At 61.6% G+C, this 26,872-nt stretch carries 18 protein-coding genes and 1 pseudogene; 3 read left to right on the top strand and 16 right to left on the bottom strand.

Going from position 1 to position 26,872, the window contains the following annotated elements:
• Window positions 1–22: 22 nt before the first annotated feature.
• From JJB74_RS28615 to JJB74_RS34255, 6 genes and pseudogenes are all read right to left on the bottom strand, one after another.
• A complete protein-coding gene (locus JJB74_RS28615) occupies window positions 23–643 on the bottom strand; it encodes a hypothetical protein (protein WP_200597963.1) in 621 nt (206 codons plus the stop codon).
• An 83-nt stretch (window positions 644–726) separates the two neighbouring features.
• Complete coding sequence (locus JJB74_RS28610) at window positions 727–1,551, bottom strand: formate/nitrite transporter family protein (protein ID WP_200597961.1); 825 nt, start codon at window positions 1,549–1,551, stop codon at window positions 727–729.
• Between the two features lie 35 nt (window positions 1,552–1,586).
• A complete protein-coding gene (locus JJB74_RS28605; RefSeq protein ID WP_200597959.1) occupies window positions 1,587–2,633 on the bottom strand; it encodes an AI-2E family transporter in 1,047 nt (348 codons plus the stop codon).
• An 11-nt stretch (window positions 2,634–2,644) separates the two neighbouring features.
• Complete coding sequence (locus JJB74_RS28600; protein WP_200597957.1) at window positions 2,645–5,236, bottom strand: cation-translocating P-type ATPase; 2,592 nt, start codon at window positions 5,234–5,236, stop codon at window positions 2,645–2,647.
• A 674-nt stretch (window positions 5,237–5,910) separates the two neighbouring features.
• Window positions 5,911–6,330, bottom strand: a complete 420-nt coding sequence (locus tag JJB74_RS28595) for a DoxX family protein (RefSeq protein ID WP_200597955.1) — start codon at window positions 6,328–6,330, stop codon at window positions 5,911–5,913.
• A gap of 215 nt (window positions 6,331–6,545) precedes the next feature.
• A pseudogene (locus JJB74_RS34255) lies at window positions 6,546–6,701 on the bottom strand (nickel-binding protein); the annotation flags it as partial.
• A 1,236-nt stretch (window positions 6,702–7,937) separates the two neighbouring features.
• On the opposite strand from JJB74_RS34255, the gene ilvD reads away from it, so the two are divergent.
• Complete coding sequence (gene ilvD, locus JJB74_RS28585) at window positions 7,938–9,794, top strand: dihydroxy-acid dehydratase (protein WP_200597952.1); 1,857 nt, start codon at window positions 7,938–7,940, stop codon at window positions 9,792–9,794.
• Window positions 9,795–9,833: 39 nt separating this feature from the next.
• On the opposite strand, the gene dctA is transcribed toward ilvD, so the two are convergent.
• The 5 genes from dctA to JJB74_RS28560 form a co-directional block, all read right to left on the bottom strand.
• Window positions 9,834–11,096 (bottom strand): C4-dicarboxylate transporter DctA, encoded by a 1,263-nt coding sequence (gene dctA, locus JJB74_RS28580; protein ID WP_200597950.1) that lies wholly within the window; start codon window positions 11,094–11,096, stop codon window positions 9,834–9,836.
• Between the two features lie 87 nt (window positions 11,097–11,183).
• Window positions 11,184–12,110: a LysR family transcriptional regulator gene (locus JJB74_RS28575; RefSeq protein ID WP_200597948.1), complete on the bottom strand. Its 927-nt coding sequence runs from the start codon at window positions 12,108–12,110 to the stop codon at window positions 11,184–11,186.
• Between the two features lie 120 nt (window positions 12,111–12,230).
• Window positions 12,231–13,214, bottom strand: a complete 984-nt coding sequence (locus JJB74_RS28570; protein WP_200597946.1) for a porin — start codon at window positions 13,212–13,214, stop codon at window positions 12,231–12,233.
• A 43-nt stretch (window positions 13,215–13,257) separates the two neighbouring features.
• Window positions 13,258–14,553, bottom strand: a complete 1,296-nt coding sequence (tcuC, locus tag JJB74_RS28565; RefSeq protein ID WP_200597944.1) for an MFS transporter — start codon at window positions 14,551–14,553, stop codon at window positions 13,258–13,260.
• Window positions 14,554–14,565: 12 nt separating this feature from the next.
• A complete protein-coding gene (locus JJB74_RS28560) occupies window positions 14,566–15,363 on the bottom strand; it encodes a substrate-binding domain-containing protein (protein ID WP_200597942.1) in 798 nt (265 codons plus the stop codon).
• 326 nt (window positions 15,364–15,689) lie between these two features.
• Here JJB74_RS28560 and JJB74_RS28555 point away from each other — a divergent pair, with 326 nt between their 5' ends.
• Entirely contained in the window at window positions 15,690–16,880 is a 1,191-nt protein-coding gene (locus JJB74_RS28555) for a cyanophycinase (RefSeq protein ID WP_200597940.1), read from the top strand.
• Between the two features lie 236 nt (window positions 16,881–17,116).
• On the opposite strand, the gene JJB74_RS28550 is transcribed toward JJB74_RS28555, so the two are convergent.
• Window positions 17,117–18,742: a tannase/feruloyl esterase family alpha/beta hydrolase gene (locus JJB74_RS28550; RefSeq protein ID WP_200597938.1), complete on the bottom strand. Its 1,626-nt coding sequence runs from the start codon at window positions 18,740–18,742 to the stop codon at window positions 17,117–17,119.
• 186 nt (window positions 18,743–18,928) lie between these two features.
• Between JJB74_RS28550 and JJB74_RS28545 the strand changes: the two genes are divergently transcribed.
• A complete protein-coding gene (locus JJB74_RS28545; RefSeq protein WP_200597936.1) occupies window positions 18,929–20,011 on the top strand; it encodes an extracellular catalytic domain type 2 short-chain-length polyhydroxyalkanoate depolymerase in 1,083 nt (360 codons plus the stop codon).
• 937 nt (window positions 20,012–20,948) lie between these two features.
• On the opposite strand, the gene JJB74_RS28540 is transcribed toward JJB74_RS28545, so the two are convergent.
• The 4 genes from JJB74_RS28540 to nirB form a co-directional block, all read right to left on the bottom strand.
• Window positions 20,949–22,757 carry a bifunctional protein-serine/threonine kinase/phosphatase gene (locus JJB74_RS28540; protein WP_200597935.1) on the bottom strand — a complete coding sequence of 603 codons (1,809 nt, stop codon included), beginning with the start codon at window positions 22,755–22,757 and terminating at the stop codon, window positions 20,949–20,951.
• Entirely contained in the window at window positions 22,723–23,535 is an 813-nt protein-coding gene (locus JJB74_RS28535; protein WP_200597933.1) for a formate/nitrite transporter family protein, read from the bottom strand. The genes JJB74_RS28540 and JJB74_RS28535 overlap by 35 nt, the downstream gene beginning before the upstream one ends.
• 73 nt (window positions 23,536–23,608) lie before the next feature.
• Window positions 23,609–23,950, bottom strand: a complete 342-nt coding sequence (gene nirD, locus JJB74_RS28530) for a nitrite reductase small subunit NirD (RefSeq protein ID WP_200597931.1) — start codon at window positions 23,948–23,950, stop codon at window positions 23,609–23,611.
• Between the two features lie 18 nt (window positions 23,951–23,968).
• Window positions 23,969–26,503, bottom strand: a complete 2,535-nt coding sequence (gene nirB, locus JJB74_RS28525) for a nitrite reductase large subunit NirB (protein WP_200597929.1) — start codon at window positions 26,501–26,503, stop codon at window positions 23,969–23,971.
• Window positions 26,504–26,872: the final 369 nt, after the last annotated feature.

The raw sequence follows: 26,872 nt of genomic DNA, 5'->3' as shown, positions 1-26,872 counted from the left end.
CTGAATGAAATCTTAAGACAGGTCAGTGATCCCTGACCTGGCCAGTCCTCAGTGGCGACGTGCCCGCGGTATCGGTCCCAGCGTGTAAAGACGATGTCTTATTTCCCTGCATAACACGCACCCGCGCATAACGGATGTTCTTGTACACGTCGATTCGCCGCACCAATGGCCACCAGTCGTATAGAAAAATCTCTATCGGCCGCCACATCGCCACCCAGCCAATGATGGTGAGACTTTCGCGGGCAATCGTTGCCACGCTACCCGTGCCAATCTGTGCAATGGCATCGGCGGCGATCAGGCAGGCCGCAACGAAGGCGAGCCCGATGAACAGGCTGGCGCGTCCGCGCCTCAGCAACTGCCGCAGTTCGCCATGGGCAAGCTCCGCCTTGTAGGCGAAGTGGTTATGAATGGCTTCGGTCATGAGTGCCGTTGCATTGCTGTCGCCGGGAAGGTGTTCGACGTGGATGGTGATGTGCAGACGACTGTTAGCCGGGAAAAGCAACGCCCAATTTTCAATATAGGCTTCGGCCGACCGATCTAGGTCTTTGTTGAGGAAAGGAGTTGGGTCCAGCGAGTTGAACAGCTGCATCAGCTCGATGACTCGAAGCTCGAGATGATGGACTGAAAGCGGACTCTTTTTCATTCTGGCTTTTGTTTGGTCACGCGCACCGTGAGCCGTCGTGGCGTGACATTGGCCCTCAAGATAACGCCGCCTTCCTGCGCCGGTCAATCATCGGTGTTCCGCGCGACTCCATAGATCAGGTAATACACCAAGCCCACCAGAACGCTTCCGCCCACGACGTTGCCAAGCAGGACCGGAATGAGGTTATGCATAAAAGTCAGCCAGGTAATGGCCCCGTGGCTTTCATTCCCGCCTCCCATCTGTAACAGCATGGCCATCGGAATGAAGTACATGTTGGCCACGCTATGCTCGAAGCCGGCGGCGACAAACGCCGAAACAGGCACCACGACGGCGACAACCTTGTCCACCACGCTCCGCCCGGCCATGGCCATCCATACCGCCAGGCACACCAGCGCATTGCAGAGCACGCCTCTGAAAAATGCGGTCCAGAACGGCAAAGAGACTTTTTGCGCAGCAATCCGCAGGTATTCCTGGCCGATGAGACCCTCATTGATTTCCGCATGGCGGGCGAGAAATACCAGTATCGCCAAGCCGACGGCACCAATGAAATTTCCCACGCAGACGATGGCCCAGCTGCGCAGGAGTTCGAATGTCGTGATCTTCCGGTCAGCCCATGCCATGACGAGCAGATTGTTCCCGGTGAACAATTCCGCGCCAGCGACGACAACCAGGATGAGGCCAAGCGCGAAGGCCATGCCGCCCAGTATCTGCTTGATGGCAGCACTGAGCGATGCGTCGGACCGAACGATCACGTAATAGAGCGCCCCCAGTCCGATGAAGGCCCCAGCGAGAATACCGAGCATCAGCATCGAGCGAAGCGGCAGCCGCGCTTTCGTCGCGCCGACGTCCTCCACTTTCCGGGCGATCTCTTTCGGAGAGAAAGCGTCAAAACCGAAGACTTCAGACATCAGGACACTCCTGGGATGGCGCGCCGGCCGGGAAATCAGAACTTCGCGTGTTCGCCTGCGCCGCCGACCCATTCACGCCAGATGGCAACCAGCACCGCCAGTACAACCGGTCCAACGAACATGCCGACCAGTCCGAACGCACGCAGGCCGCCAAGCACACCGAAAAGGGACAACAGAAAGGGAATCCGGGTAGCGCTGGTGATCATCAGCGGCCGGATGAAGTTGTCGAGTGGGTGAACAAAGAGCGTGCCCCATGCCAGCAATCCCAAACCTGCCCACAGGTGGCCCGACACCAGCAGCCAGATTGCCGCGACTCCCCACACCAGGAAAGTGCCGAACACGGGGATGCTGGCGGCAACGGCAGTCAACGCTCCCAGCAACACGGGGGCGTCCAGGCCCACGATCCAGTATCCGATCCCCGCGACAAGGCCCTGGCTGCAGGCGGTGACGAAAAGCCCGTATGCCACTGCCCGGGTCATCACGCCCGCGACATGAAGATAGGGCAATACCCGGTCACCGAAGAAGCGCTTCAGCACGACATGGACTTGCATGATGAGTTGATCCCCATCGCGATAAAGAAAGAACACAGTCAGGACCATGAAGACGATTTTGGCCGCATTCCTGCCGATATCGCCGACAAGCGAGATCAGTTCGCCCGCCCATGCCTGCACCCACTGCATCACCTGCCGATTCAGCGCAGTCGGGTCGCTGGTGTAGAGCGCGATCCATTCCTGGATGCGGTTGCCTAACCATGGAATGTTCCGTACCGGTTCGGGCAGCCTCCAACCCCATCGACTGCCGCCGGCGACCAATGCCCGGTAGCCATCGCTTACTTCCTGCTGCAGCGCGACCCCCAGCCACAATAATGGGAGGATCAGAACGAGCACGGAGAATGCGGTCATGATCATTGCGGTGATCGTCTCGCGCCCGGGAAATTTTCGGCGCAATAACTGATATACCGGCCAGGTGACGTAAGCCAGTATGCCCGCCCAGATGACGGAAACCGCGAAGGGCTGCAGCACAATCCCGCCCAGCAGCGCCAGGAGGAACAGTAAGGCGGCAAGGAGCAAATGGCTAGGCACGTCCGGAGCCCTTAAGCGGTCGGCGCAGGCACCACACGTTTGCAGACTTCTACCGTAACGACAAAGAACAGGCCCGCGGTAATGCAGAGGGCCAGGTCATTCCAGTGCAAGCGACTGAAATAGAAGAGCTCGCGCAGCGGCGCAACACCGTCGACCAGTCCCAGGAACACTACGGTCAGACCGCTGATCCACCACAGCGCGGGATTGCGCATGGCCAGCGCTTCGAGCATCTGGCGGGAACGAGACCGGTTTACAAAAATCAGACCAAGATTGGCGACGACCAGCGTGGTGAATGCAAGCGCACGCGCTTCCTCGGCGCCTTTGCCATGTTGAAGAACAAGGCCATACATTCCCAGCACGATTGCCAGCAGCAATCCGCCTTGCAGGCAACCGAGCGTGAGTGTGGCACGGTCGAACAGGGAGGCCGTGGGCGAGCGCGGCGGTCGAGCCATGAGGTCTGCCTCATCAGGTTCCGCTTCAAACACGATCGAGCAGGCGGGATCGATGATCAGCTGGAGAAACAGGATATGTACCGGCATCAGCACCAGGGGCCAGCCGAGGCCAACAGGGATCAACGACAAACCGATGATGGGAACGTGAACAGCCACGACGAAGGTAATGGCTTTACGGAGGTTGTCGAAGATGCGGCGGCCCAGCCGCACTGCCCTGACAATCGAAGAAAAGTCGTCGTCCAATAGCACCAGCGCCGCGGCTTCCCGTGCGACGTCTGTGCCGCGCCCTCCCATTGCAATGCCAATGTGGGCGGCCTTGAGCGCGGGGGCGTCATTGACTCCGTCGCCCGTCATCGCGACGACTTCATGCCGGGCCTTGAGCACGCTCACCAAGCGCAGCTTCTGCTCCGGCGCGACCCGATAGAACACGTTCGCCCCAGCGATACGCTCGCTCAATTGCGTATCGGTCAGGCTATCGAGTTCCTGCCCCGAAACCGCTCCCGCTTTCGTGTCCAGCCCTGCTTGCGCAGCGATGCTCATTGCGGTCGCCTGATAATCCCCGGTCATCATCACCACGCGAATGCCCGCGGCTTGGGCCTCCCTGATGGCTGCCGGTACCGTTGGGCGCACAGGGTCTCTAAGCCCGATAAGTCCCAAAAATTCGAATGCGAAATCATGCTGCACGGCAGGCATGGTGCTACGCTGGAACGATGCCTTCGCCACACCCAGCACACGTAGGCCCTGTTGCGCCAGCAGTCGCACTTGTTGATCAAGCTCGGCTGTCTTTCCGGCATCGAAGTGGCAGAGATCAGCAATGGCCTCGGGGGCGCCTTTCGCGGCAACGACATATTGCCGACGTTCGCTGGACTGCCATACGCGCGACATGGCGAGCAGTTCAGGCGACAGCGGATACTCGTTCACAAGCTCCCAGTCGCTGTGCAGGTGTTCCGTCTGCGCGAGCGTGGCTTGCGCACTCTTGTGGATGGCCTTCTCCATGGGATCGAAAGGATCACGATGGCTCGCCAGTATGCTGAATTCGAGCAATTCATGATAAGTCTCGGGTAACAGTCCGTGAGGAAGCTCTGTCAACTCGATCGACTCGCCGTTGACGGCGAGCTTTGTCAAGGTCATCTCGTTCTGGGTCAGGGTCCCGGTTTTGTCCACACACAGCACGGTGGCGGCTCCCAGCATTTCGATGGCAGCAACGCGGCGGGCCAACACATTGCTCTGCGCGAGGCGCCAGCCTCCCAAGCCGAGAAAGATAGTGAGTACGACGGGCAGTTCTTCCGGCAGAATCGCCATGGCAAGCGTTAGCCCGACCAGAAATCCGTTGAACCAATCGGCGCGCGTGACACCATACCAACCTGCCGCGACTACCGCCAGTACGCCAGCGGCAAAAGCGAATCGCTTGACGACGGTGGCAGTCTCGCGTTGAACCCGAGTGACTTCCGGCTTGATGGTGAACAGTGATTTGCCGATCCTGCCGATTGCCGTGTTCGGTCCAGTGCCGATCACCTGTGCCATTCCGTTTCCCTGCACCACGAGCGTGCCGGAAAAGACGAACGGCGAGTTGTCCCCACCAGGCTGCGGAACCGCGTCGTCACCAGCGGCGCGGGGAAGTTTTTGTACGGGTACTGATTCGCCGGTAAGCAAGGATTCATCGAGCATTAGGTTCGTGCCCTCCAGGAGCACCGCGTCGGCCGGGACGCGATCACCTTCCGCAATCAGGACAATATCCCCGGGAATGACCTCCCGCCCTGAGATCGTGCGAGACTCTCCGCCCCGAATGACCCTGGCACGGGGACTGGCGAGGTTGCGCAATGCCTGCAGCGCCCGCTCTGCCTTGTTTTCCTGGAATAAGGTGATCCCCATGACGACGAATACAAATCCCAGAAGCATCAGGGCTTCCTGCCGGTTGCCGAGGGTGAGATAAATTGCGCCACATATGACCAGCAGGACAAACATCGGCTCCCTTACGACACCTAGGGCGATGGCAAGCACGCCGCGCGTTTTAGCCGACGCAAGCTCGTTGTAGCCGAGACGTTGAAGACGCGCGGCGGCCTCATCCTCCGAGAGCCCCTTCTCCGGATGAGTAAGCGGACTGCCAACCCTGATTTTCTGCGCTGATCCCTGTTGATGAAGTGCCAGCATCACTGAAGGTTCCTAAGAGGTATGGATGGCTTCTTCCAAACTATCATGGCGTTCCGGATCGCTACATCGGCACGGCCACTAGCGGCTTGCATGGAAAACAATATGAGTAAGCGTCAGCACGGAGGACGGGCACTTGGGAAGCGAACCAAATTTGATAGTGCGCCCTCACTATGCGCATCAAAATGGCATGTACGACGCGCAAATATTAGGAATGCAACCGACCCCGGCCATTGACCCAAGTCAAAATGATCATGGACTTTTCTTTTATGCAAAAAGGCATCTATTGCTCTGTCTGCGACATAAAGACTCAATTCAGATAATTAAAAAACCGCCATAAGCAGAAGGCCTACCAGCGAATAAGCTAGCATTCGTGCTCTAATTTGACTCTCCTTGGCGGCGTCCGGAAAGTAAGATGGCACAGAAAATTTCCCGCACAAACCGTCTTTCCATCCGATTTTCCCTTGGGGAGATCACGCAACGATTCTGAACAAGTTGCATGCTGAATAGCTACCTGAAGACTGCAATGCGGAGGAAAGCGGACGTTTACTTCAAGACAAGTAATGACCGCTCTTGGCCGAAGCCAGCCGTGCATGGCGCCCTGACTGTGAATCCGTAGCAGACCTTCCCGCGCAACACAGTGCAGCTCCAGCATGTTTAGCGCTTGTGACGATCACTCAGCGACGCCTATGCAGACGGCGAGTGCTCCATAGGATGAGCCACAACAGCGCTACCTGCAGCGGTAGGCGCATCCATAGCAACCACATCGATATCCCGAACAACTCCGGCCGCTGCAGCATGTAGATGTTCGCCGGTGTCACTGCTAGCGTAAGCATGAACAGGCCGGCACCGGCGGCCTTTCGTGTCGAAGGAATGATGATTCCGAGCGCACCAGCCAGCTCAAGCACTCCACTGACCATTACAACCGCTCGCGGCCATGGGATCCACGGCGGAACGATACTGGCCTCGAAATCGGTTGCGACAAAGTGCATGATGCCGCCGACGTAGAACCACAAGAATACGAAACACAGCCCGATAAGCTGTTTGTTGTCTATCTGGCGCTTCGCCCATGTATATCGCAAGCCTGGAAAAACCATTCTTCGCCGTAGCTTTCATACCAGGCCGCTTTTTACCGTTGACACACTTCGGCGAGGGTCGCGACCGACCCAAAGCGAACGTAGCAGGTTCGCAAAAAGAGCCACCCACCAGCAAGCATGCGATGCCCCAAAGGCATCGACAGATACGGTAGCGCTTCACGAGTCATGAAAGGCATTTGAGAGAAAGAAGGACTGCCGTTCTCGAACTGCGTTTTTCAAGATAACGGTGGTATATCAATAACCTCTTCCACCTTATCAAATGGAATTGATGCCGCTTTGTTCACGCTCTCTACAGCCTCTCGAGTTTGCGTCTCGAACAGGCATGTACATCGTTGATCATTCGGATAAAAATTACTGCGAATATAAGAAACTGGATTTCCTTGATCGGTGGACTCTTTACTCGCTTATATGGCAGATTTTTGTGCGGCAGCTAGCTGTTCCATTGAAATCCCCTGCAGCGTTCTTTTGTACGGCATAGGTTGTCATTTCGCCTCCTTCGTTATTTCCCTTAAATCTCTCTCATCATGATGGCGGAAGGGTAAGCTATAAACTTGACGTAAATCAGCAGCCACACCGCAGTATCGATTTGCGACAATCAGCATAATGATGAGAAGTATGGTTTTCGTTAAGCGAGATTGTCAGCTTGCATGCCCTGTCTAGCATGGAGCAAGCACTTATCTTGGAAAATCGAGTGGCGACTTTTGGCTGCGTCGATAGCAAAACGACCGGAACGAGACTCAGGCTTGCTATGTAAATCGACAAGGCGGCTAGAATATCAGGATGGCTATCAAGTCTCCTTCGTATCCTGGCCGGCGTACGGCACGCGGTGTTGTACTAGCCGTACTTCTTTCAAACGCTGACCAAAGCGGCGCCGAGCCCCTTCGTGGACGTGTAACTCTTGCCGCGATCATTCGAGCCCTGAAACGCAAATATCACTGGCCGATCGAAACAACAAGCTTCCCATCCAATTCCGCCGATGGCCGTGCCACTTGGGCGACGGTCTATAGTCTTTCACCCGAATTCATTGCCGCTGCAATGGAGTCGGGCGGACGCGACTGGCTAATGAGTAGTTGAGAGAGCAAGGCTAGAGGTAGCCGCCCGTTGTAGCTGATTCCGGTTGTCCGAGAAATTCTTATAAGGACAGCTATCGACCCGTTTTCGGCCTCTATCGAAATGTTCAAAAACGTCCGCTTTCAGTCTGAAGCTGTCAACTATGTGCCCGTCCTAATCAGGAACAGCTCAAGAGAGCAAAATTCATCCTACCCATACGCCAACCGAAAAAGCACAACCTGGCACCACCAAGAGTTGCGATTCAACCGGAAGGAAAAATCGTTTTCTGAATTTTGGCCATTCTAAAAATTCGGGGACTTGGCGGAAATAAATTTGAATCCCCGGCCATCAATTCAAATAACGCCGCCCCTTCCCGCCTTACCACAATCCGAGTCACCATCCTTAAGCCGCAAAAGTCCTAACCCTAACGGCACACCTGCTCTATATCCCCTCCGCAATGTTTCGGTATACTTCCCGGTCCGACAACAGCACCACCCAGCGCCCAACCCGCGTCCCAATTAAAGCCCCAGCCACCTTTAACCACCCCAACCCACCCCATGCCCGCATACCGTTCCCGCACCTCCACCTCCGGCCGCAACATGGCCGGCGCCCGCGCACTCTGGCGCGCCACCGGCATGAAGGATGAAGACTTCCAGAAGCCGATCATCGCCATCGCCAACTCCTTCACCCAGTTCGTCCCCGGCCACGTGCACCTGCACAACCTCGGCCAGCTGGTCGCGCGTGAAATCGAGCGCGCCGGCGGCGTGGCCAAGGAGTTCAACACCATCGCCGTCGACGACGGCATCGCCATGGGCCACGCCGGCATGCTGTATTCGCTGCCGTCGCGCGACCTGATTGCCGACTCGGTCGAGTACATGGTCAATGCGCACATGGCCGATGCGCTGGTGTGCATCTCCAATTGCGACAAGATCACCCCGGGCATGCTGATGGCCGCGATGCGCCTGAACATCCCGGTGATCTTCGTCTCCGGCGGTCCGATGGAAGCCGGCAAGGTCAACTGGAACGGCCAGACCCGCAAGGTCGACCTGATCGACGCGATGATCGAAGCGGCCAATGACAAGGTCACCGATGAGCAGGTCGCGGACATGGAACGCTCGGCCTGCCCGACCTGCGGTTCCTGCTCGGGCATGTTCACCGCGAACTCGATGAACTGCCTGACCGAAGCGCTGGGCCTGAGCCTGCCGGGCAACGGCTCGCTGGTCGCCACCCACGCCGACCGCAAGGAACTGTTCCTCAAGGCCGGCCGCACCATCGTCGAGCTGGCCAAGCGCTATTACGAGGGCGACGACGAGCGCGCGCTGCCGCGCAATATCGCCACCTTCGCAGCCTTCGAGAATGCGATGAGCATGGACGTGGCCATGGGCGGCTCCACCAACACCGTGCTGCACCTCTTGGCCGCGGCGCGCGAAGGCAGCGTGGACTTTAAGATGGCCGACATCGATCGCCTGTCGCGCAAGGTGCCCTGCCTGTGCAAGGTCGCGCCAGCTACGCAGAAGTACCACATGGAAGACGTGCACCGCGCCGGCGGCGTGATGGGCATCCTGGCCGAACTCGACCGCGCCGGGCTGATCCACCGCGATGTGCCGACCGTGCATGCGAAGACGCTGGGCGATGCGATCGACTACTGGGATGTAAAAGGCCAGCCGGCCGATTCCGAGCCGGCGAAGCTGTACCGCGCCGCGCCCGGCGGCATCGCTACCACCATCGCGTTCAGCCAGGCGATGCGTTACCCGACGCTGGACGACGACCGCGAGAACGGCTGCATCCGCAGCAAGGAACATGCGTATTCGCAGGACGGCGGCCTGGCGGTTTTGTACGGCAACATCGCTGAGCGCGGCTGCATCGTGAAGACCGCCGGCGTGGATGAATCGATCCTGAAGTTCTCCGGCCGCGCGCGCGTGTTCGAGAGCCAGGATGAAGCAGTGGAAGCGATTCTGGGCGACCAGATCGTGGCCGGCGACATCGTCGTCATCACCTTCGAAGGACCGAAGGGCGGACCGGGCATGCAGGAAATGCTGTATCCGACCTCGTACCTGAAGTCCAAGGACCTGGGCAAGGCCTGCGGCCTGTTGACCGACGGCCGCTTCTCGGGCGGCACCTCGGGCCTGTCCATCGGCCACACCAGCCCGGAAGCGGCAGAAGGCGGCGCGATCGGCCTGGTGGAAGACGGCGACACCATCGACATCGATATCCCGAACCGCAGCATCAACGTGCGTCTGTCCGATGAAGCCCTGGCAGCACGCCGCGCGGCGATGGAAGCGCGCGGCTCGGCGGCCTGGAAGCCGACCCGCCGTCAGCGCGTGGTGTCGGCGGCGCTGCGTGCCTATGGCGCGCTGACCACCAGCGCCGATACCGGCGCGGTGCGCGACGTGTCGCAGGTCGAGCGCAGGTAAGTTGATGCGCGAAGGCGGCTGCGAACCCGGCGTCGCGGCTCAGCCTTCGCGGACGGAACCGCGATCGAGCTCGCTGGCCAGCATCGCCCGGTCGCATGCGCCTTCCCAGATCGACACGACGATGCTCGCCACCGCATTGCTCACCACGCTGGTCAGCGCCCGGGCCTCGGACATGAAGCGGTCTATGCCGACGATCAGGGCGACGCCGGCGACCGGTATATCGGGCATCGTGCTCAGCGTCGCCACCAGCGCGACAAAGCCGCTGCCGCTGACGCCGGCCGCGCCCTTGGAGGTCAACAGCATGACGGCGAGCATGGCCAGCATGCGCCCGGCCGACAGATGGATATCGCAAGCCTGGGCGATGAACATCGTCGCCAGCGTCAGATAGATGGCGCTGCCATCGAGGTTGAATGAATATCCCAGCGGCAGCACCAGCCTCGATACGCCCTTCCTGCAGCCCAGTCGCTCCAGTTTGGTCAGCATCTGCGGCAGGACCGACTCGGAAGACGAGGTGCCGAGCACGATCACGATCTCTTCGCCGAAATAGCGCAGCAGCTTGAACATGCTGAACCGGTGCAGGCGCGCCAGCGTGCCGAGCACGACCAGCACGAACAGCAGGCAGGCGAGATAGAAGGTAAAGATCAGCAGTCCGAGCGAAGCAATCGACCCGATTCCATATCTTCCGATCGTGAACGCGATCGCGCCAAAGGTGCCGAGCGGCGCCAGCTTGAGCAGGTAACCGAAGGCCGCAAACAGCACATGGGAGAAGGACGCGAGCGCCTCCATCGTCGCTTTCCCGCCCAGGCCGCTGCGTGGAATCGCCAGGCCGGTCAAGCCCGCGAGCAGCAGTACGGGAAGCACCTCGCCATTGGCGAAGGCGCCGACGAAGGAATGCGGAATGATCTGCATGAGGAAGGCGACCAGGCCATGCGGCGCGTCGGGGTTGACATACCTTGTCGCGATCCCGGCATCGAGGGTCGCCGGGTCGACGTGCATCCCGGCGCCGGGCCGCAGAATAAGGACGGCGGCCAGGCCCGTGCCCAGCGCGATGCATGTCAGCAGGCAGAACAGCCCCATGGCCCTGGCCAGGGTCTTGCCGAACCCCTTCATGTCTTCCATGCCGGCGATGCCGAGCACCATGGTGCTGAACACGATGGGCGCGATCATCATTTTCATGAGCTTGACGAATGCGTCTCCCAGCGGTCTCAAGGCGACAGCGTATTCCGGCCAGAAGCGGCCGACGGCGATGCCAGCGGCCGCGGCAAGCAGCACCTGGAAGTAAAGCGATTTATGAAGCGGCATCCGGGCGCTCTCGTTCGATATCGGATGTCGGCCGCCGCATGACCTGCGCCAGGCGCGCGGAGCGTATGCCTGCCATCGCCACTGCCATCAGCCTTGCGCCTGTCCGCCGGCAAAACCGTTCTTCGCTTCCCTGCGCAGCAGATCCAGCAGCGCCTGTGCCGGCGGCGCTAGCAGGCTGCCCTTGCGAACGATGATGCCCAGGGTGCGGCTGACCGTGGGATGAGTGAGCGGGATGCCGACCAGGGACGGATATTCCTCCTTCGACATGGCCAACGCGGGAACAGCCGCCACGCCCAGGCCGGCGACCACCATGCTGAGCGCGCCGGTCACGTGATTGACTTCATAGGTGACCGTTGGGCGCGTTGTGAGCTTGGCCAGGGCATGATCGAGCAATATGCGGTTGCTGCTTCGCGACGACACCGATATGAAGGTTTCGTCGACCAGGTCCTTCCATGCCAGCGACTTGCGCCGGGCGAGGCGATGATCCTTGCGCGCGGCCAGGACATAGCGCTCGCCGTAGATAGGCGTGAAATCGATATCGGCTTCCTGCGCGCCGGTGAAGTTGATGCCGAAGTCGGCGACGGCGGAGACCACGCTGTGCAGCACTTCCTCGCCACGCTCATCGATGATATGCACCCGGGTCTTTGGAAACTGCTGGGCAAAGGTCTTCAGCAGTCTGGGCAGCACGTTGTGAACCACGGAGGGCACGCATGCGACCGTCACCAGCGCTGCGCGCTGGCGCATGCTGTCGGAAGCGCCATGCACGGCGGCTTCCAGCTCGCCAATGATGGAATGCGCATGTTGCAGAAACAGGCGTCCGGACTCGGTCAGCGCAACCCGCCTGCTGCTTCTGTCGAGAAGACGCACGCCGGTGGCGCCTTCCAGCTTTTCGATGCGGCGGCTCAGCGCGGGCTGCGATATGAAGAGCTCTTCGGCCGCGGCCTTGAAATGCAGCTTCTCCGCTACGGCGACGAAGGCGTAAAGGTCGCCCATGTCGACATCGATCCGATTCATGCACTGACCACCAGGAGTTGAGCAAAGCGGCATTTTCTCACGAGCGCCATGCTTTCCCGGATGGTACAAGCGGCGGCCGCTGGCACGATGCCGCGATGCCGGGATGCCGCCGCGCGCCGCTTAAAAGGTGTGCCGGACCCCGAGGTCGAGTTCGCGGCTGCCGCTGGCGAACTTGGTGGTGGTGAAGTGCGTGTTGCTCAGTCCTGAAACGGCGGCATAGAGGGCGGTCCGCTTCGACAGCGCATGGGTGCAGGCCAGTGCAAGCTGGTGGGCGTCGGCCGCATGCGACGGTGACAGGTCGCTCTTGTGGATATAGCTGGCCATGAGAAGGTTCGCCCCGAATGGAATTGAGATGCCGGCCAATACATCCCTGCTGTCGATGGCGCCGATGCCGCGATTGCTGCCCCAGGCAAGCGTCGTAATGACGCTGCCGAAGTCGTACTTCGCCGCGAACAGCGTATTGCGCGCGGCGTCGGTCGAGGTGGCATTGTTCTGCCGGTTGTAGCCGACGCGCAGTGACAACGGGCCATTCGCATAGCCGAGCGCCGCGCCGAGCTGCCTCGATTTCGAAGCGTCGCCAGCGACCTCGCCGAAGCCATAGGCAAGCTGGGCATTGAAGCCGCCGACGACCGGGCTGCCATACATCACGGTGTTGTTCATCCGGACGCCGGCCTTTTCCCCGGACATCAGCTGGCCGGATGCGCCGCCAAAATTGTTGCCGAAGGGATCGGCCATCAGGAGCGTCGTGTAGATCGGCGTGTATTGCCTGCCCATCGTCAGGCTGCCCGACGCGCCGTTCACTCCGACGTAGGATTGGCGCCCGAACTGCAGGCCGCCCTGGTCCAGTGCGCCGGTGTCGTTCAGCAGGCCCGACTCCATGACGAAGATCGCGGACGCGCCGCCACCCAGGTCTTCCTTGCCGCGGAAGCCCAGGCGGCTGCCATTGGAAACGCCGCCTTCGAGCTTCAGGTCTGAACCTTTCGGCCCGCCCCGGCCGATGACGATGCCGCTGTCGATGATGCCGTACAGTTCGACACTGCTCTGGGCGCAGGCCGCCTGGCAACCTATGGCCGTGACGATGCCTGCCAGTATGCTGGCTTTCATATCTCCTCCCTTTTTTGATGATTGTTGTTGGCGTGGACGCCGCTCAGGCGACCACGCGTGCGCCCTGTCTGGCCGGCCGCTTGCGGAATAGCAGCAGGGTGGCGAGCAGGCCGCAGGCCGCAGCCATGCTCATCCAGTATCCCGGCGCCGCCTTGTCGCCGGTCACTTCGATGAGCCAGGTCGAGACCACCGGCGTGAAGCCACCGAAGATCGCGGTCGCGAGGCTGTAGGCAAGCGAGAAGCCCACGGTGCGCACATGCGCCGGCATCACCTCGGTCAATGCCACGATGGTGGCGCTGTTGTAGCTGGCATAGAGGAAGGACAGCCAGAGCTCGGCGATCAGCATGTTGCCGAAGCTCGGATGGGCGACCAGCCAGGACAACACCGGATGCGCCGTGAAGATGGACAGCACCGTGAAGGCGACCAGCAGCGGCCAGCGGCCGATGCGGTCCGACAGCGCGCCCATCACCGGCAGCCAGAAGAAGTTCGACAGGCCGACGCAGAAGGTCACCAGCAGGCTGTCCCGGGCATTGAGCTTCAACACGCTCTTGCCGAAGGTGGGCGCGTAGACGGTGATCAGGTAGAAGGAAACCGTCGTCATCACCACCAGCATCATGCCGAGCAGAACGATGCGCCAGTTGTCGGCGATGGAGCGCAGGATCTCGCCAAAGCTCGGGTGATGCTTTTTCGCCAGGAACTCTTCGGTCTCCTGCAGCGAGCGGCGAATGATGAACAGGAAGGGAATGATCGAGCAGCCGATGAAGAACGGAATCCTCCAGCCCCAGGCATCGAGCTGCGCTGGCGCCAGCCATTGGTTCAGCAGGAAGCCGAGCATCGCGGCGAACATGATCGCCACCTGCTGGCTCGCGGATTGCCAGCTCACGTAAAAACCCTTGCGCCCCGGCGTGGCCATCTCGGCCAGATAGACCGACACGCCGCCCAGTTCCACGCCGGCGGAAAAGCCCTGCAGCAGGCGCCCGGTCAATACCAGGATGGGCGCGAGGATGCCGATCGTATTGTAGGAAGGCACGAAGGCGATCAGCACCGTGCCGCATGCCATGATGCCGAGCGTGACGATCAGGCCCTTGCGCCTGCCGATGCGGTCGATATAGCTGCCCAGGATCACCGCGCCCAGCGGCCGCATCAGGAAGCCGGCGCCGAAGGTGACGAAGGTCATCATCAGCGAGATGTACTCGTTGTGGGCGGGGAAGAAGGCCTTGGACAGGTAAGTTGCATAGAACCCGTACAGGAAGAAGTCGAACATCTCCAGGAAGTTGCCGCTGGTGACGCGGAAAACCGTTGCCATCCTGGAGGCAGGTACAGAGTTGACAGTGCTCATGGTGGATCCTGATTAATGACGGACGGCATCCGGCGCTTCCAGGCCAGTTGCACGGATGACGCCGGCAGCGTCACGGGAGGAAAGGAATCGGATCAGTGACTGCGCCGCCTCCGGTTCTTTGGTGCCTGCAACGACGCCCGCGGAAAACAGCGTCACATGCTGGGCTTCGGCGGGAAGCGCGCCGACCAGGGTAATGCCGGGCACGGGCATCAGTTCGCTGATCTGCTGAAAGCCGATTTCAGCATCGCCCCTTGCCACGACCTGGCCGACCGGCTCGGCCGGGATCATGTGGGCCTTACCCTTGAGCGCGTCAGCAATGCCCAAGCGTGGAAACAGTACGTTCTCGAGATATACGCCGCTGGCGCTGTCGGAATAGGCGATCGACTTCGCCGCAAGCAGCGTCTTCTTCAAGGCTTCCAGGTTCGAGATGTCGGGCTTGGGCGCGCCAGCCTTGACCGCCATGCCGATGCTGGAGCGCGCCAGCAGCGCCATGCTGTCGGGCTTGACCTTGCCTTGTTCGGCGAGCTTGTCGAGCGAGCTGCCGACCATGATCACCACATCGATCGCTTCGCCGCGACGCAGCCGGTTCGGTATGGCGTTGGCCGTGTCGCCCATCGATGGGCCCCATCCGGTCACCAGCGTGTTGCCGGTCATCCGCTCGAACTCCGGCGCAAGGCGGCGATAGGCTTCGGCAAAACCGCCCGAGCTGACGACGTGGACTTCAGCGGCCAGCGCCTGGGTGGCGAAGAGAAAGGAGCAGACAGCGAGCAGCCAGGCTGCGCTTCTGCGAGTTGAAAAACAATGCGTCATGCATGTCTCCATTTTTGTCTGTGTAATGGGGCGAGATCATCAGCGAGAAGAATGGATAAGTAAATTGCATTGTTTTTATTGATCAATGCAGGGATTGCATCGATTCGAATCATGTCCCCGAAGAACCATCATCGAGATTTTCTATTCGGAAACGAAAGCCGCGCAGCACCGTCGCTGCTGCTGCCACCAGGCGGCACACATCGCCGCAGCTCCGCCAGTCGGCTGCTTTTCACCTTTTGGTCCGCATTGCACTGGGGCCGACATTCTGGTCGTGCGAGAATCGACCGCGTCTTCGCATAATCTTTCACTGTCCCGGAGCCCAGCCGATGAAAGCATCACCCCCGAAACCACGCCGCTACGCCCTGCAGCTCCGCCACGCGAACGCCTGCGTCATGCTCGGCATCGCGCTCGCCAGCGCCGGCGCTGCGCAGGCCGGCAACAAGCCGTACAGCTATTACGTCACCGGCAATGCCGATGCGCCGGTCTCGGTGCCGGCGCCCTCCGCGCCTTCCTTCGTGCTGATGGGCGGCGGTCCCGATGTGGATAGCGCCTTTCGCTGGATGATCGAGCGCGCCGGCATCAAGCCCGGCAGCGGCGGACGTATCGTGATCATCCGCGCGACCGGCACCGATGCCTACGATCCCTATATCTATTACAGCGATGCCGCATCGACGACATCAAGCACGGCGGCCGACGGCTGGGTAGGCGGCGCCGCGCTCGGCGTGAGCTCCGTCGAGACCCTGGTGATTCCGAGCGTATCGGCCGCCAACGATGACTTCGTCAACAGCATCGTCGGCCGCGCCAATGCGGTATTCATCGCCGGCGGAGATCAAAGCGACTACATCCGGTTCTGGAAGGGCACCAAGCTCGAAGCGACGCTGAACCGGCTGATGGCGCAGAACGTGCCACTGGGCGGCACCAGCGCCGGGCTCGCGGTGCTGGGACAGTTCGACTACGCCGCATTGAATGGCTCAGTCACCACCAGCCAGGCTCTGTCGGATCCCTTCAACAAATACATGACGCTGGATCCGAACCCGCTTGCCGGCCGCGGCTTCATCACCCCTGCGGCACTGGCCTACACGATTACCGATACCCATCTCGACACGCGCGACCGCATGGGCCGCCTGGTTGCCTTTACCGCGCGGCTCGTCGCGCAAAGCGGCAACACCGGCTGCGCCGGCGGCATCCTCCCTGCGGGCAGCGCCGGCAATGCGGCGCGCGGCATTGGTGTCGATGTCGAGACGGCCTTGCTGGTGCAGGGAAATGGAAACGGCGGACCAGTGACAGCCAGGCGCATCACCAATCCCTCTACCACCACGGAAAGCGCCGTCTATTTTGTCCGCCCGTCGGTTGCGCCGTCGAGCTGCGCAGCAAAGACGCCGCTGGCGATGTACTCGGTGGAGATCCGCAAGCTTGCCGATTCCAACGCCACGTTCAACCTGTCGGACTGGTCGGGCCTGCCGATCTACAAGACGGTGGACGCCGTGGCGGGCCAGTTGAGCGCTTCGCCGTATTGAGCGCTGCCAGGCATACGGGAGCAGTAGCCGGAAGAGCGCAGCAAACGTTTCAATCTCGTAGGGTGGGCGCAGCCCACGCGGTCGGCGGTTGAGACACCGTTCCGCGTGGGCTGCGCCCACCCTACAACTTCATTGCACGATCGGATAACTGTTGTCCCGAGCCATGCACGGCAGGGTTCAACCATTGACCGCGTGCCGAGCGATTTCTCCTGACCTTGAATGCTGGCCTCAGACGCTCAGGGGTTCGCGCAGGAGAAGCTGGCCGCGTCGTCGATGCTGCCACTGCCCTTGTACCTGGCAACCTGCGGATACGGACACAGCGGACGGGTCCGGTTGGCCGCGCCGTTTGCCACGCGCGTACCAATCAGAGTGGATGGCGCCGTGCCCTGGGCAACCCACTGGTCGAGAGCGCGAACCACGTCATGCTGCGGATCCGCTGCCGCTGCCGTGCCGGTGCTGCCGCCGATATTGGCCACGCCCGGTCCACCCGAACAATGGCCTATCCCCGGCAACATGTAGAGCTTGAGGAAGCTGTCGGTTCCCGCTCCGCCCTGCGCTGTCTGGACCTGCTGGTAGTAATCGAGACTGCTCAGCGGCGTGATCTGCTGGTCCGCCCAGCCGTGGTACATGATCAGCTTGCCGCCTCTAGCGCGGAAGGCGGCGAGGTTCGGTGTGGCGTTGTAGACCGAAGCGACGGTTTGCCCGGATACCAGGGTGTTGAAGGCGCGATCGGGATCGGTATCGAAGTTGAACGTGGCGTTGTTGAAGCTCGCGTTCTGGAACACCGAGTAACGGAAGAAATCCCATCCGCTGCCGCCTGGCGTGGCGCCCGTGTACAGGCCGGTCCATCCGAGTTCGCTGCCGCGCATGTAGCCGGGGAATATCTGCTGGCCAGTCGACTTGCGCGCGCCGCTGTAGATGCGGTTCGCGGCATCCACCTGCTGGGCGGTCAGGCAGTTCGGCGCATCCGCGCCGCTGCATTGCAGTATCGCCGGATTGAAGTTGCACTGGCGCGGATCGTCGACGACGCCGTCGGTCACGCCGTCCTGCGCATCACAGGCCTGGATCACCGCATTGTTCAGCAGCGTCATCTTGGCCGCGGTGATGGCGCCGGGATTCTGCAGGTTCGGCATGCTGTTCCACAGCTCGGCCACCATCAGATTCGCCCATTGCCAGGCCGGCGCTCCGGCGACGATGCCATCGTAATCATCCGGAAAACGCGAAGCTTCCATCAATGCATGGTGGCCGCCCTGCGAGCAGCCGACGAAGTAGGACTTGTCGGCGGCCTTGTCGTAGAAGCGTTGCGTGAGCGTCTTCGCGGCGACGGTGCTCACATGCTGGGCGCGATAGGCAAAGTCGATGATCTTTTCCGGATGTCCCAGAGCCCAGGTCTGTTCGGCCGCGCCGTTGGGCTGGCTGGCATCGGTCACGTGGCCATTGTCGGTCGCCATGACCGCATACCCGTCGCGCAAGGCCACCAGCATGGCGGCCGTGCCGATCGAGCCGGCGGACGACCCGGAGCCGACGCCCTGGAACTTGCCGTTCCAGCTCGCTGCCGGCGGCAGCCAGACTTCAAAACCGATATTGGAATCCGCGGTCGGCTTGGACGCGGCGACGATGCGGCAGAACGGCACCGTGACGCTGGTGCCGCTCACGGTCACCGGCTGGGCATTGTAGGTCGCCGATATTACCGTCGAGGATTCGGGCAAGGCTGCCTGGGCGAGCGCGGCGCAGCGTTCGGCTTCCACCCGGGCAACGGGCGCGGCGGTCGTGCCGCCATTGTTGTCGTCGCTGCCGCCGCCACAGGCAGCAAGAAGCAGCGGTACGCTCGCAACGGCGAGGCACGAAGTTCGCAATCTCATGTTGTCTCCTGATTTGTCGTTATCTGTTCATGCTGCGCAAGGTCATGCGCATTTCCAGATTAGAACAATGTCGCCCGAGAATGCTGTTCCGGATCAACAAGGAGAGGCAGGCAAGTTGCTTCCTCTACGCACGCGGTGCAGCATGAACCGCAATGTGTTTTCCGTTGGCTGACATAAGGGGACAACATGATCAGGACATCGCATTTCCGCGCGGTATTACCGCTCGCTTTCGCACTTGCCCTCGCCGCCGGCACGAATTCCCATGCCGGCACGACAGCGGCGCCGATCGCCAAACTCCAGCAGTATCAGATCGACCCGAACAAGGTCTTCGTTGCAGGCATTTCCTCCGGCGGTTTCGCCGCGGTGCAAATGCACGTCGCCCATTCCTCCACCTTCAAGGGCGCCGCCGTCTATGCGGGCGGCGTCTACTGGTGCGCCGGCACTGGCGGCGCCGCCACAGCGCTGGCCAACTGCGGCGGCGAAACCCTGCCCACGAACCAGGCCTCGTACAACAGCACGCTCGCGGCATCGGAAACCTACCTGGATACCCAATCTGCTCTCGGCACCATCGATCCGGCATCGAATTTGAGCGGGCAACCCGTCTATCTCTGGTCTGGGACCAAGGACACCGTGGTCAATCCGCTCGAGATGGCCGACCTCAATGCGGAATACCTGCATTACGGCGCCAGGGTGCGTTTCGACAATGGCTATCCGGCCGCGCATGGCTGGGAATCGCCGGATGGCGAGCTGGCATGCGGCACGCAGGGCAGCCCGTACATGGTGAACTGCTCGACGAACGGCGCCGCGTACGACTCGGTGAAGACCTGGCTGACGATGTTCCTCGGCCCGCTCAGCCCGCGCAACAACGGAAAACTGTCGGGCACGCTGTCCGCCTTCGACCAGACCGAGTTCGGCGCCTCACAGAATGTGTCGATGAGCCAGACCGGCAGCGTCTTTGTGCCCAAGGCCTGCGCGCAGGGCAAGACCTGCGGATTGGTGCTCGCCATGCATGGCTGTCTGCAACAGGCGGCGCTGATCGGCAATCGCTGGGTAACAGAGGCCGGCATCAATGAATGGGCCGACACGAACCGGCTTGTGGTGGTATATCCCGACACGATTGCCTCGTCCGCGCCGGGACCGACCAACCCGAATGCCTGCTTCGATTGGTGGGGCTATTCCAATGGAGTTGATCCGAATTACGCGCTCAAGAGCGGCGCGCAGATGTCGGTGCTGTATGCGATGGTGCAGCGGGTGACGGGGCGGCCGTAGGCTGAGCTGGCTAGCCAGCTCTTTCAAGGTCCGCGCGGTAACCCCTGCATAGCCTGTAATGGCACTACGCTGCAGGGGCGCAACGCTACGGCCAAGGTACGGGACGTTCAGGTTTAATGCGTTCGGCAGCAGGCAAAGTCTGCAGGTATAGGGAGGCGGCTTACGTACTGATATTGATCCTGCCGTTGCCGTTGCCGTTGCCGTTGCCGTTGCCGTTGCCGTTGCCGTTGCCGTTGCTTTTAATCCCGTTGATCGCGCCGTGGCGCCGGGCCCTGAAGCGGATAAGGTGCGGCGTCTGTCTGAGCGAAGCGCAGCGTAGCGAGTTTAGCCGCGCCCCGCTTCAGGGTCCGGCGACACGGGGACCCCGCGCAGCGGGGCGCGATCTCCGGGTCGCCTTTTCTTGGTTACTTCTTTTGCGAAGCAAAAGAAGTGACCCGGCTGCCGGGCCGGGACCCGGCTAGCTCGCCAAGTGGGATGGCCGTTTTGGGTCACTGGGCCTCAGATTTCGACCGGGCGGGCCTTTCAATCCGAGCTTCGATCAACGCGACGACGACTAAGGCAAGAGCCTGCCCCCTCAACGACATCACTCCGGTGATGCAATACCTTCAGCTCCCTCTCGACCTAGCCGGGTCCCGGCCCGGCAGCCGGCCTACTTCTTTTGCGCGCCAAAAGAAGTAGGCAAGAAAAGGCGCCCCCGGAGATTGCGCCCCGCTACGCGGGGTCCCCGTGCCGTCGACGCCCGGAGCGGGGCGCGGCTAAACTCGCTACGCTGCGCTTCGCTCAAACAGACGCCGCACCTTTTCCCGCTCCGGGCATCGCCGTCACGGCGCAATCAACGGGGGTTAAAAGCAACGGCAACGGCAACGGCAACTACAACGGCAACTGCAACTGCAACTGCAACTGCAACGGCAACTGCAATTTCGACTGCAAATGCGCCTCACCCAAGATTCAGCCTCAGCAGCAAGCTCACCACCAACACGATCAATACCGCACTCAAACTCTTCCAAAACGCGACCGGATTACGCTCAATGAGCGGCGCGCGCCCGCCGGTCAGGTAAGCCATGTTCGGATGCGTGAAGTCATGCACGAATTCATCGGGGTCGGCGTAGCGCTTCCCCGCATCGATCTGCACCGCTCTGCGCAGCGCGCCATCCACCCAGATCGGAATATCCGGACGCACATCGCGCGCCGATGCATAAGTCAACTTGCGTTGCGCCGCGCGGCTGGTTGCCTGCGGTACCCGGGTTCCATAGGGCGTTCTGCCGGTCAGCATCTGATAGGCCAAAACGCCTAATGCATAACCGTCCGACTGCACGCTCGGCGCGTCGCCAGTGAAGTATTCCGGCGCGGCATAAGCCAGCTCGCCCGGCACTGTGTCTTCGCTGCCGCCGGCTTCCACGACGCCGGCCACGCGCACCGCGCCGAAGTCGATGATCTTCACCGTGCCGGTGGCATCGATGAGGATGTTTTCCGGGCGCAAATCCTGATAGAGCATCTCCAGCCGGTGAAAGGCGCGCAATCCCTTCGCGATCTGCTCGATAAGCTTGCGCACCGCGCTCAGGTCCGGCTTCGGATGGTCAAGCATCCATTGCGCCAGCGTCTGGCCTTCGATGTATTCGAGGACGGTATAGATGCAACTGGGCTGCCGGTTCGCCGGTCCGGCCTTGGCGACGAAGGGACTGTCGATACGCCGCGCAATCCATTCCTCCATCAGAAAGCGCTCGAGATAGGCTGGGTCCTCGCGCAAATCGACCGAGGGCGTCTTGATGATCGCCGGCCTGCCGCTGGCTTCATCGATCGCCAGATGCACATGGCTGCGGCTGCTTGCATGCACTTCCCGGACGATGCGCCAGCCATCGATGTCCATGCGCGGCTCGAGCGGCGGCGCGAACGGCAACTCGGCGAAGCGCCGGCGCATCTCTCCGGCCTGCGGCGCCGGCAACGCGTCGATACGCAGCAGCTGCGCGGTGAGGTTGTCGGCGCTGCCGCGCGTGAAGGCTTCCTGCACCAGGGCGCGCGACGCGGCATCGAGGTCACCGTCGCAGGCATCGATCGCAGCGGCGACGCGTGCGCCATCGATGTGTTCATACACCCCATCGGTGGCCAGCAGGAAGATGTCGCCCAGGGCCAGCGGCAGCACGCGGTAGTCGATGTCGAGTCGCGTGTCTATGCCCAGCGCGCGGCCGAGAAAGCTGGTCTGCGGCGATACCCATACCCGATGGTCGCGCGTGAGCTGTTCGAGGGTCTTTCCCTGCAAGCGGTAGATGCGCGCATCGCCGACATGGAACAGATGCGCGCTCGCGGACTTGAGCACCAGCGCGCTGAAGGTGCAGACATAGCCGCGATCGCGGTCGAAGCGGCCTTCGCCGGCGCGGGTCTGCGCATACAGCCAGGAATTGATTGAGGCCAGCACCCGCTCGACCGATGTCTTGACCGACCAGGCATCCGAGGTGCAGTAGTAATCGGCGAGAAACCCCGACACCGCAGTCTCACTGGCCACATCGCTGACGGCGCTGCTGGAGATGCCGTCGGCGATCGCCAGCGCAATGCCCTTGGACGTGCGCTGCGGTTCGCCGGGCACCAGCGCGCCGTGGAAGTCCTGGTTGACGTCCTTGCGGCCGCGCTCGGAATGCTGGCCGAGGCTGACCCTCAGGCCGGAATGGGCAGCGGCATTATCCCCGGCGCGATGCGCCGCACCGGGGTGCGCCGCCTCAGTTGAAGCTGCGCTTCGGTGCGGTGCGGACATGGGTGGCATACAGGGTCAGGCCGGTGAAAGCCAGGCCGCCGACCATGTTGCCCAGCACGGTCGGGATCTCGTTCCAGATCAGGTAATCCATCAGCGAGAAATGGCCGCCCAGCAGCAGGCCCGACGGGAACAGGAACATGTTCACCACCGAATGCTCGAAGGTCATGTAGAAGAACAGCATGATCGGCATCCACATCGCGATGACCTTGCCGCTGACATGGGTCGAGATCATCGCGCCCACCACGCCGGTGGACACCATCCAGTTGCACAGCATGCCGCGGATGAACAGCGTGAGCATGCCGGCCGCGCCGTATTTCGCATAACCGAGGGTGCGCGATTCGCCGATCTGGCCGATCACCTGGCCGACCTTGCTCGGCTCGGTGGAAAAGCCGTAGGTGAAGATGATGGCCATGAGCAGCGCCACGGTCAGGGCGCCGGCGAAGTTGCCGATGAAGACCAGGCCCCAGTTCTTGAGAATCGCGGGAATGGTGACGCCGCGGCGCTTGTCGATATAGGCCAGCGGCGTGAGGGTAAAGACGCCAGTCAGAAGGTCGAAGCCCAGCAGGTACAGCATGCAGAAGCCGACGGGGAACAGCACCGCGCCGAGGAGCGGCTGGCCGGTTTGCACATTGATGCTGACCGCGAACACCGCGGCCAGCGCGAGGATGGCGCCTGCCATGTAGGCACGGATCAGGGTGTCCCTGGTCGACATGTAGATCTTGGATTCACCGGCGTCGACCATCTTGGTGACGAATTCGGCGGGCGCGAGATAAGCCATGCTACTCCCTTCGTTATTGCTATGAATTCTGTTGCGACTGCGGCGTCTTGCCGCGCCGCTCGTTGACTCTTCTTCAGTGCACCGCCACCAGCACCCGTCGCCCTTCGACGCGCACCGGATAGGCATTGACCGAGTTCTCAGGCGCTTCCAGGCATTCGCCACTCTTCAGATCGAAGTGGTGCTTGTAGATCGGCGAGGCGACGACGATGCGTTCGCCGAGATTGCCGATGAGGCCGCGCGACAGCACATTGGCCTTCGCATTCGGATCGAAGTTATCGATCGCATACAGCGCCTCGTTGGCGCCGGCCAGGTGGAATATCGCCACGGGCCTGTCCTTCACCAGGGCGCACACGCCGGTGTTGGGCAGGATGTCATCGATGTCGCAGACGGCGGACCAGGTGATGTCGTTTTTCATGTTGCTCTCCTTTGGCGTTCAGACGGTTTCGGCGATGGCGATCGGGATCACGGACTTCTTCTCTTCCACGCTGGCCGGGCGGATCTGGCCGCGCTCCTCGACGAAGACGACGTTGGGATCGGTCGCATCGCTGTTGACGAACTGGCGGAAGCGCTTGCGCGTGGCCGGATCGGTGACCGCGTTCTTCCATTCGCATTCGTAGGTATCGACCACATGCTGCATATCGGCCTCGAGCTCGGCGGCAACGCCGAGGCGGTCATTGACGACGACATCCTTCAGATAGTCCAGGCCGCCTTCGAGGTTGTCGCGCCAGACGCTGGTGCGCTGCAGCCGGTCGGCGGTACGCACGTAGAACATCAGGAAGCGGTCGATGTAGCGGATCAGATCCGCCTTGGACAGATCGGACGCGAGCAGCTCGGCATGGCGCGGCTTCATGCCGCCGTTGCCGCAAACGTACAGGTTCCAGCCCTTCTCGGTGGCGATCACGCCGACATCCTTGCCCTGCGCTTCCGCGCATTCCCGGGTGCAGCCGGACACGCCGAACTTGATCTTGTGCGGCGCGCGCAAGCCCTTGTAGCGGTTCTCCAATTCAACCGCGAGGCCAACGCTGTCATCCACACCATACCGGCACCAGGTCGAGCCGACGCAGGACTTCACGGTGCGCAGCGACTTGCCATACGCATGGCCGGACTCGAAGCCGGCGGCGATCAGTTCTTCCCAGATCGCCGGCAACTGCTCGACACGCGCGCCGAACATGTCCACGCGCTGGCCGCCGGTGATCTTGGTGTAGAGGCCGTATTTCTTCGCGATCTGACCGACCGCGATCAACCCGTCCGGCGTGACTTCGCCGCCGGCCATGCGCGGCACCACCGAATAGGTGCCGTCCTTCTGGATGTTGCCGAGGAAATAGTCGTTCGAGTCCTGCAGGCTGGCATGTTCGCGTTTCAGAACGAAGTCATTCCAGACCGAGGCGAAGATGCTGGCCGCCACCGGCTTGCAGATATCGCAGCCCATGCCCTTGCCATGCGCGGAGATCAGCGCATCGAAGGTCTTGATTTTGCCGACCTTCACCAGATGGAACAGCTCCTGGCGCGAATACGGGAAGTGCTCGCAGAGATGGTTGTTGACCGCCATGCCCTGCTTCTTCATCTCAGCCTTCATGATCTGCGTGACCAGCGGCACGCAGCCGCCGCACGAGGTGCCGGCCCTGGTGCAGGATTTCAGTTCGCCGATGTTGGTCACGCCCCCCGCGACCGCGTCGCAGATCTGGCCCTTGGAGACGTTGTTGCACGAGCAGATCTGCGCCGATGCCGGCAGCGCGTCCACGCCCAGGCCCGGTTTGGCCTTGCCATCGGCTTGCGGCAGGATCAGGAATTCCGGATCGGCCGGCAGCTCCATTGCATTCAGCATCATCTGCAGCAGCGTGCCGTATTCGGCGGCATCGCCGACCAGCACCGCGCCGAGCAGGCGCTTGCCGCAGTCGGAAACGACGATCTTCTTGTAGACCTGCTTGCGCTCGTCGGTGAATTGATACGAGCGGCTGCCGGCAGTTGCGCCCATCGCATCGCCGATGCTGGCCACGTCCACGCCCATGAGCTTGAGCTTGGTGCTCATGTCGGCGCCGTTGAACGCCTGCTCTTCGCCGGCGAGCTGCCGTGCGACGATGCGCGCCATCTCGTAGCCCGGCGCGACCAGGCCGAACACCTGGCCGTTGAAGGCTGCGCATTCACCGATCGCATAAATGTCGGCATCCGAGGTCTTGCACTGCGCGTCGATGGCGATGCCGCCGCGCGGACCCAGCGTCAGATGGCATTGCCGCGCCAGCTCGTCGCGCGGACGGATGCCGGCCGAGAAGACGATCATGTCGGTTTCGAGATGGCTGCCATCGGCGAAGACCATGCGATGGCGCGCGGTGCGGCCGTCGACGATTTCCAGCGTGTTCTTGCCGGTGTGGACGGTCACGCCGAGATCTTCGATCTTCTTCTTCAGCATGCGCCCGCCGGCTTCGTCGACCTGCACCGTCATCAAGCGCGGCGCGAATTCCACCACATGGGTCTGCAGCTTCATGTCATGCAGCGCCTTCGCGCATTCCAGGCCCAGCAGACCGCCGCCGACCACGACGCCGCTCTCGGAACGCTTGCCGCATTCGAGCATGGCTTCCAGGTCTTCAATGGTCCGGTAGACAAAGCAGTCCTTGCGATCGCGACCGGGCACCGGCGGCACGAACGGATAGGATCCGGTGGCGATGACGAGCTTGTCGTAGGCAAGGACATCGCCATCGGCAAGGGTGACGGTCTTGCCGGCGCGGTCGATCGCGGTGGCGCGGGTGTCGAGCTTCAACAGCAGGTTGTCGCGCTCGAAGAAACCAGGCGCGACCAGCGACAGGTCTTCGGCGGTCTTGCCGGAAAAGTATTCGGACAGATGCACGCGGTCATAGGCAGCGCGCGGCTCTTCGCAGAGCACGGTCACCTGTGCGCCGGAGAGTCCGGCTTCATCGAGGCCTTCGAGGAATTTGTGGCCGACCATGCCATGGCCGATAACGACGATCTTCATTGGGGCTATCCGGTGTCAGTTGAGGCGCGGGTTTCGAATCATCCTGAGCCGCTGTGTATGCGGTTTGTTCATGCATCTGCTTTGCAATCGGCGTGCCAAGGGGTTTTGCACTGGAAAGACGCGTAAAGCGCCATGGCTGGGCGGAAAAGCGGGGCCCGGTTTCGCGGCAAAGGGCGAATGCCTCACAGCGGGGGGCGATCATGAGGCGGCGCACCGCGCAGGTGCGCCAGGATGGGGCGTGCAAGCGGAGGGTGAATGCATCCAGGCAGCCGACACGGCGATGCGCGTGCAAGAGCGACTTGGCCTGATCTGCAAATGGCTTCATAGGGTGGGCGCAGCCCACGCGTTTATTGAACACCCGCGTGGGCT

The sequence above is a fragment of the Noviherbaspirillum pedocola genome, assembly GCF_016632335.1.
In the GTDB taxonomy this organism is placed as follows: Bacteria; Pseudomonadota; Gammaproteobacteria; order Burkholderiales; family Burkholderiaceae_D; genus Noviherbaspirillum_A; species Noviherbaspirillum_A pedocola.
Note: the sequence above shows the minus strand (reverse complement) of the source record. Positions and strands in the feature narration are given on the sequence as shown.

Coding starts and splice junctions, on each gene's coding strand:
- JJB74_RS28615 (WP_200597963.1), bottom strand. CDS start 643: ATGAAAAAGAGTCCGCTTTCAGTCCATCATCTCGAGCTTCGAGTCATC.
- JJB74_RS28610 (WP_200597961.1), bottom strand. CDS start 1,551: ATGTCTGAAGTCTTCGGTTTTGACGCTTTCTCTCCGAAAGAGATCGCC.
- JJB74_RS28600 (WP_200597957.1), bottom strand. CDS start 5,236: ATGCTGGCACTTCATCAACAGGGATCAGCGCAGAAAATCAGGGTTGGC.
- JJB74_RS28595 (WP_200597955.1), bottom strand. CDS start 6,330: ATGGTTTTTCCAGGCTTGCGATATACATGGGCGAAGCGCCAGATAGAC.
- ilvD (WP_200597952.1), top strand. CDS start 7,938: ATGCCCGCATACCGTTCCCGCACCTCCACCTCCGGCCGCAACATGGCC.
- dctA (WP_200597950.1), bottom strand. CDS start 11,096: ATGCCGCTTCATAAATCGCTTTACTTCCAGGTGCTGCTTGCCGCGGCC.
- JJB74_RS28575 (WP_200597948.1), bottom strand. CDS start 12,110: ATGAATCGGATCGATGTCGACATGGGCGACCTTTACGCCTTCGTCGCC.
- JJB74_RS28570 (WP_200597946.1), bottom strand. CDS start 13,214: ATGAAAGCCAGCATACTGGCAGGCATCGTCACGGCCATAGGTTGCCAG.
- tcuC (WP_200597944.1), bottom strand. CDS start 14,553: ATGAGCACTGTCAACTCTGTACCTGCCTCCAGGATGGCAACGGTTTTC.
- JJB74_RS28560 (WP_200597942.1), bottom strand. CDS start 15,363: ATGACGCATTGTTTTTCAACTCGCAGAAGCGCAGCCTGGCTGCTCGCT.
- JJB74_RS28555 (WP_200597940.1), top strand. CDS start 15,690: ATGAAAGCATCACCCCCGAAACCACGCCGCTACGCCCTGCAGCTCCGC.
- JJB74_RS28550 (WP_200597938.1), bottom strand. CDS start 18,742: ATGAGATTGCGAACTTCGTGCCTCGCCGTTGCGAGCGTACCGCTGCTT.
- JJB74_RS28545 (WP_200597936.1), top strand. CDS start 18,929: ATGATCAGGACATCGCATTTCCGCGCGGTATTACCGCTCGCTTTCGCA.
- JJB74_RS28540 (WP_200597935.1), bottom strand. CDS start 22,757: ATGTCCGCACCGCACCGAAGCGCAGCTTCAACTGAGGCGGCGCACCCC.
- JJB74_RS28535 (WP_200597933.1), bottom strand. CDS start 23,535: ATGGCTTATCTCGCGCCCGCCGAATTCGTCACCAAGATGGTCGACGCC.
- nirD (WP_200597931.1), bottom strand. CDS start 23,950: ATGAAAAACGACATCACCTGGTCCGCCGTCTGCGACATCGATGACATC.
- nirB (WP_200597929.1), bottom strand. CDS start 26,503: ATGAAGATCGTCGTTATCGGCCATGGCATGGTCGGCCACAAATTCCTC.